A 14,249-nucleotide genomic window follows, 5' to 3' on the forward strand; every position below is an offset into this window, starting at 1 on the left:
ATCTGCTGTGGAAATCGAGCGTCACGAATACGACGTCGTCGTCATCGGGGCCGGCGGCGCGGGGCTGCGGGCGGCCATCGAGGCCCGCCAGCAGGGCAAGCGGACCGCGATCATCTGCAAGTCGCTGTTCGGCAAGGCGCACACCGTCATGGCCGAGGGCGGCGCCGCCGCCGCCATGGGCAACGTCAACAGCGACGACAACTGGATGGTGCACTTCCGCGACACCATGCGCGGCGGCAAGTTCCTCAACAACTGGCGGATGGCCGAACTGCACGCCAAGGAGGCGCCGGACCGGGTCTGGGAGCTGGAGGCGTGGGGCGCGCTGTTCGACCGCACCAAGGACGGCAAGATCAGCCAGCGCAACTTCGGCGGGCACGAGTACCCCCGGCTGGCCCACGTCGGCGACCGTACCGGCCTGGAGATGATCCGCACCCTGCAGCAGCGGGTCGTCGCGCTCCAGCAGGAGGACGAGCGGCGGCACGGCGACGCCGAGGCCTACATCAAGGTCTTCGCCGAGTGCACGGTGACCCGCCTGCTCAAGGACGGCGACGCGATCTCCGGCGCCTTCGGCTACTGGCGGGAGAACGGCAGGTTCGTCCTCTTCGACGCCCCGGCGGTCGTGCTGGCCACCGGCGGCATCGGCAAGTCCTACGTGGTGACCTCCAACTCCTGGGAGTACACCGGGGACGGCCACGCGCTGGCGCTGCTGGCCGGGGCCAAGCTGATCAACATGGAGTTCATCCAGTTCCACCCCACCGGGATGGTCTGGCCGCCGTCGGTCCGCGGCATCCTCGTCACCGAGTCCGTACGCGGTGACGGCGGGGTGCTGAAGAACTCCGAGGGCAGGCGCTTCATGTTCGACTACATCCCCGAGGTGTTCAAGGACAAGTACGCCACCACCGAGGAGGAGGCCGACCGCTGGTACACCGACCAGGCGGGCAACCGCCGTCCCCCGGAGCTGCTGCCCCGTGACGAGGTGGCCCGCGCCATCAACTCCGAGGTCAAGGCCGGTCGCGGATCACCCCAGGGCGGCGTCTTCCTGGACGTCTCCAGCCGGCTGCCCGCCGCCGAGATCACCCGGCGGCTGCCGTCGATGCACCACCAGTTCAAGGAGCTGGCCGACGTCGACATCACGAAGGAGCCCATGCAGGTCGGCCCGACCTGCCACTACATCATGGGTGGCGTCGAGGTGGACGCCGACACCGGCGCGGCGTCCGTCCCCGGCCTCTTCGCGGCCGGTGAGGTCTCCGGCGGCATGCACGGCTCCAACCGACTCGGCGGCAACTCGCTGTCCGACCTGCTGGTCTTCGGCCGCCGCGCGGGCGCCGGAGCCGCCGCCTACGTCGACGGCCTCCGGGCGCGGCCCAAGGTCGCCGAGGACGCGGTGGAGGCGGCCAAGGCCGAGGCGCTGGCGCCGCTGGAGCGGTCGGGGGAGAACCCCTACGTGGTCCACCAGGAGCTGCAGCGGACGATGAACGAGCTGGTCGGCATCATCCGCAGGTCCGAGGAGATCACCGAGGCGCTGGAGGCGGTGGGCAAGCTCAAGGAGCGGGCCGAGCACGTCGGGGCGACCGGGAGCCGGATCTACAACCCCGGCTGGCACCTCTCCCTCGACCTGCGCAACATGCTGCTGGTCTCCGAGTGCGTGGCCAAGGCGGCCCTGCTCCGCGAGGAGAGCCGCGGCGGCCACACCCGCGACGACTTCCCGGGCATGTCGCCGGAGTGGCGCCGCAGACTCCTGTCCTGCGCCCTGGGCCCGGACGGTTCGGTCACGGTGGAGGAGGAGGTCCAGCCGTCCATGCGCGGTGACCTGATCAGGCTCTTCGAGCGCGACGAGCTGAAGAAGTACATGACGGACGAAGAGCTGGCCGACTTCGACGCGTTGGTCAAGGAGTGACCATGAGTTACAAGGCGAAGTTCCGTGTGTGGCGGGGCGAGGGCGGCGAGGGACGGCTGGAGGACTTCACCGTCGAGGTGAACGACGGCGAGGTCGTCCTCGACATCATCCACCGGCTCCAGGCCACCCAGGCGCCCGACCTCGCGGTCCGGTGGAACTGCAAGGCCGGCAAGTGCGGCTCCTGCTCCATGGAGATCAACGGCAAGCCCCGGCTCGGCTGCATGACCCGGATGTCCACCTTCGCGGAGGACGAGACGATCACCGTGACGCCCATGCGGGCGTTCCCGGTGATCAAGGACCTGGTCACCGACGTCTCGTTCAACTACCAGAAGGCCAGGGAGATCCCGTCCTTCACCCCGCCGTCGGACGTGAAGCCGGGCGAGTACCGCATGCAGCAGATCGACGTCGAGCGGTCCCAGGAGTTCCGCAAGTGCATCGAGTGCTTCATGTGCAACAACGTCTGCCACGTGATCCGTGACCACGAGGAGAACAAGCCGGCCTTCGCCGGTCCGCGCTTCCTCATGCGGATCGCCGAGCTGGACATGCACCCCTACGACGTGGCGGACCGCAAGGACGCCGCGCAGGAGGAGCACGGCCTCGGCTACTGCAACATCACCAAGTGCTGCACCGAGGTCTGCCCGGAACACATCAAGATCACCGACAACGCGCTGATCCCGATGAAGGAGCGCGTCGTCGACCGGAGGTACGACCCGCTGGTCTGGCTCGGCAACAAGATCTTCCGGCGTTCCGACGCGAAGCGGTGATCCCCTCCCTCGGCGGGTGATCACCGTCCACGGCGCCCGCTGACGGCGCCGGTGTCCACTGACGGCGCCGGCCACGCACCCGCGTGGCCGGCGCCGCCGCTTTTCACCCGGCGGGAGATCGTACGGATCCGGCGGGACGCGTCGGGCCAGGCGGCCGTCCGGGCCCGTGGAACGGCCGTGCTCAGCGGCCGTTCTGGCGGAACCGCCGTGACGAGCGGCCGTTCTGGCGGAACCGCCGTGACGAGCGGCCGGCCTGGCCTGCGGTAGGCGTCAGGACGAGCGGCGGAAGAGCCCGCGCTTCTTCCTGCCCTCGGCCCGCTCCGGCAGGGGATGGGTCACCGTGCCCGTCGGCCCGGCACCGGAGGGTGCTCCGGGAACCGGCTCCTGACCGGGGAACGCCCCGGGAACCGGCTCCTGACCGGGGGGCGCCTCGGCGAAGCCGGGCTCCCGGCCGGAAGGCGGCGGCCCCCCGGGGCCGGGTTCGGGGGCGGCTTCCGAGCCGGGCCGCGCCCCACCCGCCGGACCTGCCGGACCCTCCGTGCCGGATCGCGCCTCATCCGTCAGGCCCTCGCCGGGCCGTGCCCCACCGGCGGGCGGCCGGGCCGGCTCGAAGAAGCCCCGGGCGTGGTCGCCGGGCTCTCCCCGCTCCGGGGAGGACGGCGAGCCGCCGTGGTCGGCGCCCGCCTCACCGGAGGGGCCGGGGTGGCCGGCCGCCCCACGGGGCAGGTCGTCATCTCCCTCGCCGGGAGGGAGATCGCCGGGACCGGCGGGCCGGGCGGCCGGGCCGGGGAAGGCGTCCTCGTCCAGGGGGTGGAAGGTGCCCGGGACGTCGGGCGCCATCGCCTCGTCGTGCACCGCGCCGTACATCCCGTCATGCTCCGCCGGGCCGTACGGCTCCGCGTACGGCGGGTATCCGGCGGGCGCGTGCTCGTGGCCAGGCGGCAGGTAGGCCGTCCCGTACGGCTGCCCGCCGTACGGGTGCTCGTACGGCCGGTCGTACGCCTCGGGGGCGTAGCCCTCGGGGTACCCCTGCGGATACATGTGCATGGGCACCAGGCTGACGATCGGGGCGTAGGCCGTGCCGCCCTGGTAGGTCCCCGGCGGGAAGCCCGGCGCGGTCGTGTAACCCGGGCCGGCGGGGTAGGCCGCGGGACCCGCGGGATAGGCCACGGGGCCGGCGGGGTAGGCCATCGGGTCGGCCGGGCCGCGGTAGGCCGGGGAACGGGGGCCCGCCCGGCGGACGGCCGCCGCGTGGGCGAGGCGGCGCAGTCTGCCCTCGAAGATCAGTACGGCGAACAGCACCAGCAGCACCAGGATCAGCGCCGGGATGGCGAGCTGACTGCTCAGCGTGGCGCTGTCGAACTCCGAGCCCGCGTTGCGGATCTCGTGGCGGACCGGCGCGGGAGCGGTCTCCTCGAACGGGGTGTCGCTCGGCTGCGGCGTGGCGGTGGGGACCGTGGTCGGCTGCGGCTGCGTCTCGGTGCTGGGGAACGACGGATCCGGGTCGCTGGTCGTCGGCGGCGTCACCGGCTCGTTGGCGGGGGTGGTGGGAGGCGGTTCGACGGGGGGCGCGGAGGTCCGCTGCGGCGCCGGCACCGTCACGGTCTCGCGCACGGTCTTCGTCGGCTTCGGAGTCTTCGTCGGCTTCGGGGGGACGATGACCGTGGTGTGCACCGTCCGGGGAGCCGGCTTCGGCGGAGCGGGGGGCGCCTCCTCAGGGGAGGCGGTGACCGTGACCGTGACGACCGGCGTGGGCTCCTCCTCGCACGGAGCGGCGGGGTCGGTGCCGCATCCCGGGACCTCATCGGGGGTGTCGGCCACCAGCACGGTCGCCGGATCGGAGATCGGAGCGGTGAGCGGCGCGGCAGCCAGAAGCACCGCACCGCTCAGTCCGAGAGACATGGCGACGGCGGATAAAGCCGCCGTCCGTCGCGATCGCGCCAACCGTGCCCTCCGCGAATTTCCCAGCCTTAAAACCGCCAAGGAAATACTAGTTGGGCAAAAGTAACAGTAAACCGCTTTCTACGATACGGGTCGCCAGTTGCGCCGGCGCTGGATCCTCATCCGGAGCCAGAGCAGGAGCAGCAGGCCGCCGACCGCCGCCCCGACCGCGGGCAGTCCCCGCACGTCGGACAGCACCGAGCTCGACCGGTTCGCCGACTCGATCTTCGTGTTCGACCCGTCGAGCTCCTGGGGAAGCGGCGCCCCCGGCGGCATCGCCAGCGGCGACGGAGCCCCGGGCACGCCCGGTGCGACGGGGGCACCCGGGACGCCGGGGGTCATCGGCGCGCCGAGACCACCCTGCTGGGGGTATCCCGGCTGCGGGTATCCCTGCTGGGCGGGCGGCTGCCCGAGCTGTCCCGGCTGTCCCATCTGGCCGGGCTGCCGGGGCGGCACCGGCATCTGGCCCGGCGGAATCTGCCCCTGCGGGAACATGGGCGGTTGCCCCATCTGCGGCGGCACCTGGGGAAGGGCCGGCATCTGCTGCGGCATCACCGGCATCTGGCGAGGCATCGGCGGCATCTGCTGGGGCATCGGCGGCATCACCGGGAGCTGCCCCATCTGCGGCGGCATCTGCTGGATCGGGGACAGCCGCATGCCGACGGCCCCCTGCCTCCGGGCCCCCCGCTGGGCCGCGCCGTTCCTGAGCGTCGCCCTCGGACCCTGGAGCCCCGGGGCGGCCTGCGGCTGGGTCGCCATCGCCGTCCGCGGCACCCGCGGGCCCCGGGCGGAGCCGCGGGACGCGCTCCCCTGCCCTGGCGCGGCACCCGGCTCCTGGACGGTGGACGCCTGGGAGGCGGGGTCCTCGTAGACCGGGAGGTTGCGCCGGGACGCCGGGATGTCCTCCAGGACCATCGGCATGCCCCGGCCCTCCGAGCCCGCCGGCCAGGAGCTCGAACCCGGGTCCGCGGCGAGGGCCCTGGTCTCCGGCAGCGCCGCGCCGCTCTGTGCGGCCGGCCTGCCGGGTGGGAGGGCCGTGCCGGGCCGGGAGAGCAGGTTCGTCCGCTCGTCCGGGAGCATCCCGGCGGCCTGGCCGGTGTCCCGCGCGCGCTCACCGAACATGCCGGGCATCGCCTCGGGGGCCGCCCCGGTGAGGGCGGAACCTCCGGTCTGCGGCGCCCGCGCGGTCCCGGCGGTGCTCGCCGCCACATCTTCGGCGCCTCCCGTTCCGGTGCGCACCGCGTCCCCGGCGTCTCTGGTCGCCGCGATGCCCGCCGAGTCCCCGGCGGACCCGGCCGCGCCGGCACCCGTCCCGGCTCCGGAGCCCGTGGCGTCGGAGGCCGTGACGTCGCCGGAGTCTCCCGAGCCCGGGACTGCTCCGGCCGCGTCGGTGCTCCGCGCGCTGCCCGGAACCGGGGTCCGCCCATCGGGAGCCGCGGCCCCCGAGGTGGTCCCCTCCGCGGCACCGTCCACGGCGCCGTCCACGGCGCCGTCCACTGCGTCGGAGCGCTGCGCGGTCCGCGCCGGGAGTCGCATCGTGGTCCGCGCGGTCCGGGTCACCCACTCGCCCCGGGCATCGCAGATGCGCGCCACCGCGGTCAGCTGGACCTCCTGGGCCTCCTCCGGCGCGCGCAGCACCACGTCGACGGGCACGTGCTCACCGGCCTTCGCCATCGAGCAGCTCAGCGCGCCCCCCGCCGCCCGGTCGCTCTCCGCCGGGGCGCCCGCCGGAGCCCCCGCGGTGTCCGCCGCCGAACCGGCCGTCGGATCCGCCGCCGAGTCGGCCGTCGAACCGGTCACCTGACCGGCTCCGGCGTCCCGGATTCCGGAGGCGCCCGCCGGGACGGCCTCACCCTTCTCCGCCGAACCGAGCGCCGAACCGACCGTCGAACCGGTCGCCGGACCCGTCCCGGTGCCCCGGAACCCGGCGGCGCCCGCCGTGTCGTCCGTCAGCGGGGCGTCCGCCGCCGGAGCGGCCGCGAGCGGGCCGTCGCCGGCCCCGGCCGCCTCGGGAAGGCCGCCCGCCGGGCGGAAGGCCGCCGCGCGGGCGCCACCCTCCGCGGGAGCCCCCTGCGCGTCCGGCGCGGCGGCCGGGACGTCCCGGCCGGGCCCCTCGGCCACCGGGGCCCCCTCCACGACCGGCGCGGCCCCGCGCGGGCAGTCGACGTCCTTGAGCGCCTCGGCGGGTTTCGAGGAGACGGCCAGCCACGCCTCGTCACCGGCCCCCCGCAGCCACAGCCGGAACCGGAGCTCGTCGGCGGCGGCCCCGGACGCCGCGGCTGGGTCGCCCGCCGCCACCGCCGGGGCGTCCGCCGCGACCTCCCCCGGCATCGACCCGGCCGACCCCGGTGTCACGTCCGCGTACGCGGCCGGGACGCCGCCCAGGATGAGGGCCCCCGCCCCCACCGCGGACGCGACCCGGGCACGTTGCAACCACTCGGTCACCGCATCTCTCCGATCCCCCGTTACGAACGCGCATGATCAGCACGTTGAGCAACGACAAGCCTACCGTGAGTAGCGGGTCAGATGCCGCCAAGATGACCTTGTACGGCGCGCACGATCGGCAGGTCCGCGGGCAGCCACGCCACGTCGAACAGCTCGCCGGGGGCCAGCCAGCGCAGCTCCAGGTGCTCCTTGGCCTCCGGCTCCCCCTCGATGATCCGCGCCAGCCAGACCCGGAGCACGTAGTCGCCGGTCAGCGGCCAGTCGCCGCCGACCTGGGCCCCGGCGGCGACCACGACCCCCAGTTCCTCCACGCACTCGCGGACCAGGGCCGTGTGGTCGTCCTCCCCCGGATCGACCTTCCCCCCGGGCAGCTCCCAGCCGCCGGCCAGCTCGGGCGGCTCGGCGCGCTGGGCGGCGAGCAGCCTGCCGTCGCCGTCGAGGATCGCGGCCCCGACGACGACCTTCTTCACGAAGAACTCCTTCAGCCTTGCTCCTTCAGTCTGAGCTGTTCGAGGACCTGCGGGTTCTGCAGCGGGCGGGTGTAACCGATGATGCCGGTGCGGTCGCGATAGGTGGTGACCTTGATCGGCCCGCACAGCGTGCACCGTGCCTCCACCATCTTGCCCGGCGAGACGACCATGCCCACGTGTCCCGGGTTGTTCGCGCTCGTTCCTGGCCCGGCGTTGAAGAAGACCAGGTCACCGGGTTGCTCCTCGCCCGCGTCGATCCGCACCCCGAAGGGCCACTGACCGAAGGTGGTGCGCGGGATCGTCAGGCCGGCGTTGCGGTAGGCCATGTAGATGATCCCCGAGCAGTCGAAGGCGTCCGGACCGGTGCCGCCCCACACGTACGGCTTGCCGCGCTGGGCGAGCGCGTACTGCAGGATCTGGGCCACCGTCCCGCTGGGCGCCGCCTGCACCAGCGGCTCGTCGCAGGCGGGTTCGGCCTGCGGCGGCACGGCGACCGCGCCGTCCTCGGCGTATTTCCGGGCGATCTCCATGACCTGGTCCACGTACCACCAGGCCCGGTTGTAGACGAACAGCGACCGCCGCACGTCCTCCGGCGCGCCGTTGCGCTTGAGCATCTTCGCCGCGCCCAGGATGGCGTCGGCGGGGTTGTAGACGTCGGCCCAGCCGTCGCCGTCGCCGTCGGAGGCGTAGCCGTTGAACTTCGACGGAATCTTGATCTTCGCCTTGCCGCCCCATGTGCCGATCAGGAACTGCATCGGCCCGGCGGCGCCGGCGTAGTTGGTGCCGCTGCGCACTCCGGGCAGGGTGGAGCGGCCGTGGTCGGTCTCACGCTTGCCCACTCCGGCGAGCACGTTCCACTGCACGCCGACCTGCTTGCCGTACTTGCGGTACAGCTTCAGGTAGTCCGAGGGGATGTCCGCCGTGGCGGCCTTGGACTCGGCGCTGACGTTCTTCACGGCCGCCTCGCAGTCGGGCAGCTCGCCGCCGACGATCGACGGGAACGTGCTGACCATCATCATCGGCGCCATGATCAGGGTGAGCAGGCAGACCCCGGCGACGCCGAGGACCAGCGGGATCCGCGTCCTGCGCCCGGCCCTCACCGCGGACCGCCGTTCATCCGTCCTCCCCGGGTGGCGAGATGCGGTCGTCCCCCTCCTGGCCCGCGTCGGCCGGCTCCAGGTTGTGGACCCGCCACTCGGTGCCGACCTCGATGAGCGTGACGGCGTAGTCGTCGGTCAGGTCGCGGGGCCCGGCCTTGGTGGTGATCTTCTGGGTCCCGGTGATCACGAAGGTCACCGAGGTGTCCTGGACCTGCCGGATCTCCTTGACCTGGGCGCTGCCGACCGAGACGACCTGGTCGGCCTTGTTGGCCTCGATCGTGCCGGGCGAGGAGAACGTGCGCAGCAGGACGTCGGCGAACTCGGTCGTGGTGTAGCCGCCGACCCGGTCGCCGTAGGCCGCCGGGTCCTCGTCGTAGCGGTAGGTGCCGTACGCGGCGGTGAACCGCCGGGCGTAGTCGGCCGCGGCGGCGAGCTCCTGCTTGGTCATCGGCAGGTAGGAGTAGACGTCGAAGGGCGCGTCGCTGGCCGTGGCCGCCGGCCGGGGCGGCTCGGCGCTCACCCGCGCCTGCGCCGTCGCCCGGCCCGCCCGCGCCGGGCCCTCCGCGGACGGTTCCCCACCCGGCTGTCCCGACATCATCGTCAGGTAGATCCCGACGCCGGCGAGCATCGCGACCAGCACCGCGAAGACGAGTCCCCGGCGGTTGCCGCCTTCTGCCATCGTCAGTCCGCCTCCGGCTTCGAGGCGCGCAGCCAGAACGGCGCGGGCGCCTCATCGGCCTCCCTGCCCCGCTCGGAACGGCTGGGCAGCCAAAGCGGGGGCGCCTCGGACCGCCGCTCGGACCGTTCGGGCCGGCCGGAGTCCCGCCTGGACCCGGAGGCTCCGCCGGAGCCGAACAGGCCGCCGCCGGACCCCGAGGAACCGCCCGAGCCGCCCGACGAACGGCCGGAGCCGGAGCCGCGCGAGGACCCGCCGGAACCGGAGCCGCGTGAGGACGACTCGGAGCGCCGCGAACCACCGCCCCCGCCGCCGAAGAGGCTCGCGCCGCTCCGGCCGCCTCCCGGAGAGGACGGCGCCGCGGACCGGCCCGCCGAGGAGCCGGACCCGCCCGAGGAGGAGCCGCCCTGCGGGGCCCAGCCGCCGCCGGACCGCCCGCCGAACCAGCCGCTCCCGCCACGGCCCCCGGATCTGGCCGTGGATCCGCCGGACCCGCCCGCCGTACGGCCGGACCCGCCGCCCGCCGCGCCGCCGGCCGTACCGGAGAGGTTGAGCGGCGGCGCCGCGCCGGGGCGCGCCGCGGTGACCGGGCGGCCCCCGGCCTTGCGCCGTCCGCCCGCCTGGGCGTCGGTGTCCAGCGGCGCGGGCTGCGCGCCGGCCGGGACCCGGGTGCCGGAGGGCGTGCCCGCCGCCGCGCCGCCGTCCTCGCCGCGGACCCTGCCCTGGGCGACCGCCGCGGCGGCCGTCGCCGCGGACGCGCCGGTGGCGAGCGCCGCGGCCTGCAGCGCGGGCTCGGCCTTGCGCATGCCCCAGCGGCCCACCCGTGCCGCCGCGACGGGCGGCAGCGCGCCCGCCGCCCGCTGCAGGGTCGGCGCGGTGGCGGCGTCGCCGAGAACGCGGGTGGCGAGCGTGTGGCCGTCCATGGAGGCGAACAGGTGCTGGAACGGCCGCCGGTAGAAGAACACCGCGATCGTCAGCAGGGCCATGAACATCACCTGCATGCCCCACGGCATGGCGGTGGAGATGATCAGGGCGTAGCCGTACACCAGGACGCCGAGGACCAGGGCCAGCACCGCCTGCCGCAACAGCGTGCCGACCAGCATCTCCACCCAGCGCATCGCGATGATGCGGCCGGAGCCGGGATGCACGCCGAGCAGCAGGAAGATCGGCCCGAGGATCAGCAGCAGCAGGAACCCGACCTTGAGCACCAGCAGCGAGACCGCCACCAGGAAGATCAGCACGCCCGCGACCATCGCGGCCAGCAGGGCGCCGATCGCGATGCCGAGCCGGCTCGTCCAATCCTTTCCCTGGAAGAGGAAGAAGATCGGCGTGTTCTCCAGCGGCTTGGCGATCTCCTCCTCGTACCGTAGCTGGTGGGAGTTGCTCGCGGGCAGCTGCGCGGCCCGCATCTCGGTGGCGTCGATGGCCTGGATGTCCAGCAGCTTGGGAGCGAGCTTCTGCACGACCGGAGCGGTCGCCTCGGCGGTGCCGAACTCGCCCATCAGCCACGGCTTGCAGACCAGCACCGACCAGAGCGCGTCGGCGTTCTGCTCGACCCCGGGAACTCCGGGCTGGCCGTAACCGCCGGCCCTGGCCTGGGGGGCGGGGTCGCCCTTGGTGGGCATGCAGGAGGTGCCGCCCGCGCCGGGCAGGCCGGAGAAGGCCGAGTTGACGACCTCGCCGGTCTTGTCGGTGACGACCTTCCCCAGCGAGGTGAAGTCGCCGGGGCGGCTGAAGAACCAGACCGCGACGGTGACCGCGAGGACCATCCAGATGACGCCCTCGGCGGTCGTGGTCGCGCGCTTGCGGATCAGGCCGTACCAGGCGAGCCAGATGGCGCCGAGGATCACGATCGGCCGCAGGTACGGCCAGTACATGGCGTTCGCCAGGTTGGCCACGATGTCGTCGACGACATCCTTGATCGACTCCAGCGGGCCCTCGGTGGCGGCCGCCTGGTAGGTGGTGATGGTCAGCCGGTCGAGTGACTTGGCCCAGGAGAAGACCGTGTTGGCCCAGGCGTTGCCCAGCACCGCCGCGACGTCGTCGCAGCCCAGGTTGTAGGTGTGCCAGAACTGGCCGCTCATGCCGTAGGTGGTGTAGTTGCCCTGCGCCGCGGCGGCCGCCCCGGGGGCGCCGGACGCGGCCGGGGCGGGCGCCGGCGTGATCGCCGCGCCCGACGTCGCGGGCGTGGCCGGGTCCGGGGGCTTGACCAGGCCGTCCACACCCGAGCCGACGACCTCGGGGGTGAGGTCCGGCGACAGGTCGCAGGGGGCGGCGATGGCGACGGACCCCCCCTCGGGGAACACCAGGGGCAGCGCGAGGAAGGCGGTCAGCGCCACCAGCGCGATGGCGACCCGCCTGCGTAGCCGGCTGCGGGAGCCTCTCTTTCCCTTCCGGGAGCCCCCGTGCCCGCCGCGGGACTTCCCGTGCCCCTTGCCGGAGCCCTTCATGACCGCACCTCCACCGCCACGGCGCCCTGCCTGCTGACTCGGTCTCCCCCGGGCTGACCCTGGGGGTCGGCCGGGGGCCTCTCGTGGGTCGGGTTCGTGTCGAGCCAGCGCAGCAGCTCGTCGGAGATGAGGTCCACTCCGATGCGGCCCGCGCGGCCGTCCAGGTCGCGGAACACGCACTCGCCGTTGCCGAGCGAGCGCAGGACCGCCTTGTGCTCCTCGGAGGGCTCGACCCCGAGCAGCGCCATCACGTGGTCGACCTCGACCCGCTCGGTGGACCGGAACGCGAACACCGACGACAGGCAGTTGGTCACCTGCTCGCTCAGCAGGTCGCCGGCGTTCTGCGACACCAGCACCAGCGCGGTGTTGCGGGAGCGGCCCATCCGGCTCACCTCGGGCACCAGCTTGGCGCCCTCGGGGGTGGAGGTGATCGCCCACGCCTCGTCCAGGAAGATCGCCTTGGGGGTCCGCCGGTCGAGGCCGTTCATCAGGCCCCGGGCGAACTGCGCGACGAGGTAGAGCAGCGCCACCGACAGCCGCTGCTCGTAGGAGTAGTCGTCGCGGCCGGTGGCGGCGTCCGGGAGGGTCAGGCCGCCGAGGGTGAAGACCGTGGTCCAGCCCTCGGTGTCGATCTGGTCGCCGCCGGAGGGGTCGAAGCAGAGCCGGGCCAGGTGCATCTCCGACATGGAACGCAGCACCGCGCCCAGGTTCTTGGAGGCGGCGTCCTCGGTCTGTTCCAGGAACTCGACGACCTTCGCCAGCGAGGGGTCCTCGCCGTTGGCGACCGCCGCGACCGCCTGGATCATCGCCGACTCCCGCTCCTCCGACATGCGCGGCAGCAGCAGGCGCAGGGTCTCGCTCGCCATCGTCTTCTTGGCGGCGATGTCGTCGCCGAAGGAGAACGGGTCCAGCAGGCCGGGGGCCGCCGAGCCCAGCGGGATGATCCGCGCCTTGCGGCCCCGGTTGCGCAGCAGTTGGACCAGCGACTCGGCGTCGCCCTTGGGGTCGATGACCGCGACCGTCACGCCGCGCAGCGCCATCTGGTAGATCATCAGCAGCGCCAGCGTGGTCTTGCCGCCGCCGGGCTCACCGGTGATCGCGATGGCCGTCGGGCGGTTGCGGGTGGCCGCCACCAGCGGGTCGAAGTGCACGATGCTGCGCGCCCGGCCGAGGGTCTCCCCGATGTACGGTCCCATCCACCCGGCGCCCGACTCGTCCACCCGGTCGCCCAGGTCCACGGTCGCGGTCGCCATGCCGCCCGCGATGGTGCGCAGCGGCTGCCGCTGGGCGTAGGCGTTGACCCGGACCCGCTCGCCCGGCAGTGCCTCGCAGAACAGCGAGAACTGGTCGCCGGTGGAGTTGACGATGTCGATGCCCATGTCGCGGTAGTGCTCCACGACCGCCTCGACCCGCTGCACGCAGATCTCCTCGGTCGGGGCCGACACCATCAGCCGGTGCCAGCCGTACACGAACGGCAGGCGCTCCTTGGTGATGCCGTGCTCCAGCATCCGGGCCGCGTCGATCTGCTCGGCCAGCGCCAGCGGGGCCTCGGCGCCCGCCTCGCGGATGTGGATGTCCATGTCGCGGGCGTGGGCGAGCTTGCGCGCGACGTCCTTGCTGGCCTTGACCGGGGAGATCAGCCGCATCCGCGACGAGACCTCCACCGGGAACGGCAGCTGGTCGGCGAAGTGCATCCACGGCTCGCCGTCGGGGAACGGCATCAGGTCGGGGAAGCGGGCGAACGACAGGTGCGCCACGTAGGAGTCGCCGTACGGCTGCTCGATCCGCAGCAGCGACCTGCCGTTGTGGATCTGCCCCTCGACCAGCGACTCGATCTCGCCCTGCCCCCACCTGCGCTTGGGGCTGGCCGAGGCGGGCGGGTCGCCGAGAGAGCCGGTCGCGGCGTGCTGGAACAGCCAGGCGATCTCGGTGGAGGTGGCGTGCCGGGCGTACAGGGCGCTGGCCGACAGCGCCCGGCCCAGTCGCTCGGCCTGCTCGGTCCACCGGGTGACCTCGGCCCTGGGGATGTGGTCGTCCTCGATGCCGAGGGCCTTCTCGCCGCGCTGGTAGAAGCCGAAGAGCTGGGCGAGCGCGCCGCCGCCGAGCTGCCTGCCGCGCGGCCCGAGGCGCACGCCGAGGTAGACCTCCTTTGTCCAGAAGTCCTTGGCCCAGACGTGGCGGTACATCTCCTCCAGGTAGTCGCGCCAGCCCGGCCCCTCGTCGGAGGTGGCGTTCAGCGCCATCGCCCACTCGGCCGCCGGGTAGGTGCGGTGCGCCACCCGCAGGTGCACCTCGGCGTCCGGCATCCGGATCGCCGCCAGCGCGATGGTGACGTTGGTGGCCAGCGCCTCCCGCTCCTCGGGGGTGACGAACTCGTAGCTCACCGTCGGCAGCCTGAAGTAGGCCCAGACCGCCGAGTCGGTCAGCAGGATCCGGTCGTCGAAGTACCGGACCGCGAGACGGCTGTGTGCCCGTGACGTGCGGCTCACCCGGCCTCCCCCGCCCG

General features: G+C 73.5%; 9 protein-coding genes. 2 read left to right on the forward strand and 7 right to left on the reverse strand.

Annotated elements, in window-relative coordinates:
* Positions 1–7 precede the first annotated feature (7 nt).
* Together ACQP10_RS33075 and ACQP10_RS33080 are read left to right on the forward strand one after the other, a co-directional pair.
* On the forward strand, positions 8–1,897 hold the full coding sequence (locus ACQP10_RS33075) for a fumarate reductase/succinate dehydrogenase flavoprotein subunit (protein WP_346019006.1): 1,890 nt from the start codon (positions 8–10) through the stop codon (positions 1,895–1,897).
* Between the two features lie 2 nt (positions 1,898–1,899).
* Positions 1,900–2,661, forward strand: coding sequence for a succinate dehydrogenase/fumarate reductase iron-sulfur subunit (locus ACQP10_RS33080; RefSeq protein ID WP_179825397.1), 762 nt, complete (start codon positions 1,900–1,902; stop codon positions 2,659–2,661).
* Positions 2,662–2,931: 270 nt separating this feature from the next.
* On the opposite strand, the gene ACQP10_RS33085 is transcribed toward ACQP10_RS33080, so the two are convergent.
* The 7 genes from ACQP10_RS33085 to ACQP10_RS33115 all read right to left on the reverse strand — a co-directional run bounded on the left by ACQP10_RS33085 (position 2,932) and on the right by ACQP10_RS33115 (position 14,232).
* On the reverse strand, positions 2,932–4,563 hold the full coding sequence (locus ACQP10_RS33085; RefSeq protein WP_386148703.1) for a hypothetical protein: 1,632 nt from the start codon (positions 4,561–4,563) through the stop codon (positions 2,932–2,934).
* Between the two features lie 120 nt (positions 4,564–4,683).
* Positions 4,684–7,047, reverse strand: coding sequence for a hypothetical protein (locus tag ACQP10_RS33090; RefSeq protein WP_433540310.1), 2,364 nt, complete (start codon positions 7,045–7,047; stop codon positions 4,684–4,686).
* A 77-nt stretch (positions 7,048–7,124) separates the two neighbouring features.
* The gene (locus tag ACQP10_RS33095) at positions 7,125–7,517 is read right to left on the reverse strand and encodes a (deoxy)nucleoside triphosphate pyrophosphohydrolase (RefSeq protein WP_179825400.1); all 393 of its coding nucleotides are present in this window, start codon (positions 7,515–7,517) and stop codon (positions 7,125–7,127) included.
* An 11-nt stretch (positions 7,518–7,528) separates the two neighbouring features.
* A complete protein-coding gene (locus ACQP10_RS33100) occupies positions 7,529–8,617 on the reverse strand; it encodes a bifunctional lytic transglycosylase/C40 family peptidase (RefSeq protein ID WP_179825401.1) in 1,089 nt (362 codons plus the stop codon).
* A 13-nt stretch (positions 8,618–8,630) separates the two neighbouring features.
* Positions 8,631–9,296 carry a hypothetical protein gene (locus tag ACQP10_RS33105; RefSeq protein WP_390003235.1) on the reverse strand — a complete coding sequence of 222 codons (666 nt, stop codon included), beginning with the start codon at positions 9,294–9,296 and terminating at the stop codon, positions 8,631–8,633.
* Between the two features lie 2 nt (positions 9,297–9,298).
* Positions 9,299–11,743: a type IV secretion system protein gene (locus ACQP10_RS33110; RefSeq protein WP_433540311.1), complete on the reverse strand. Its 2,445-nt coding sequence runs from the start codon at positions 11,741–11,743 to the stop codon at positions 9,299–9,301.
* Positions 11,740–14,232, reverse strand: coding sequence for an ATP-binding protein (locus ACQP10_RS33115; protein WP_346019000.1), 2,493 nt, complete (start codon positions 14,230–14,232; stop codon positions 11,740–11,742). The genes ACQP10_RS33110 and ACQP10_RS33115 overlap by 4 nt, the downstream gene beginning before the upstream one ends.
* Between the last annotated feature and the right edge of the window lie 17 nt (positions 14,233–14,249).

The sequence above is a fragment of the Streptosporangium sandarakinum genome (assembly GCF_050942225.1).
Classification (GTDB): Bacteria; Actinomycetota; Actinomycetes; order Streptosporangiales; family Streptosporangiaceae; genus Streptosporangium; species Streptosporangium nondiastaticum.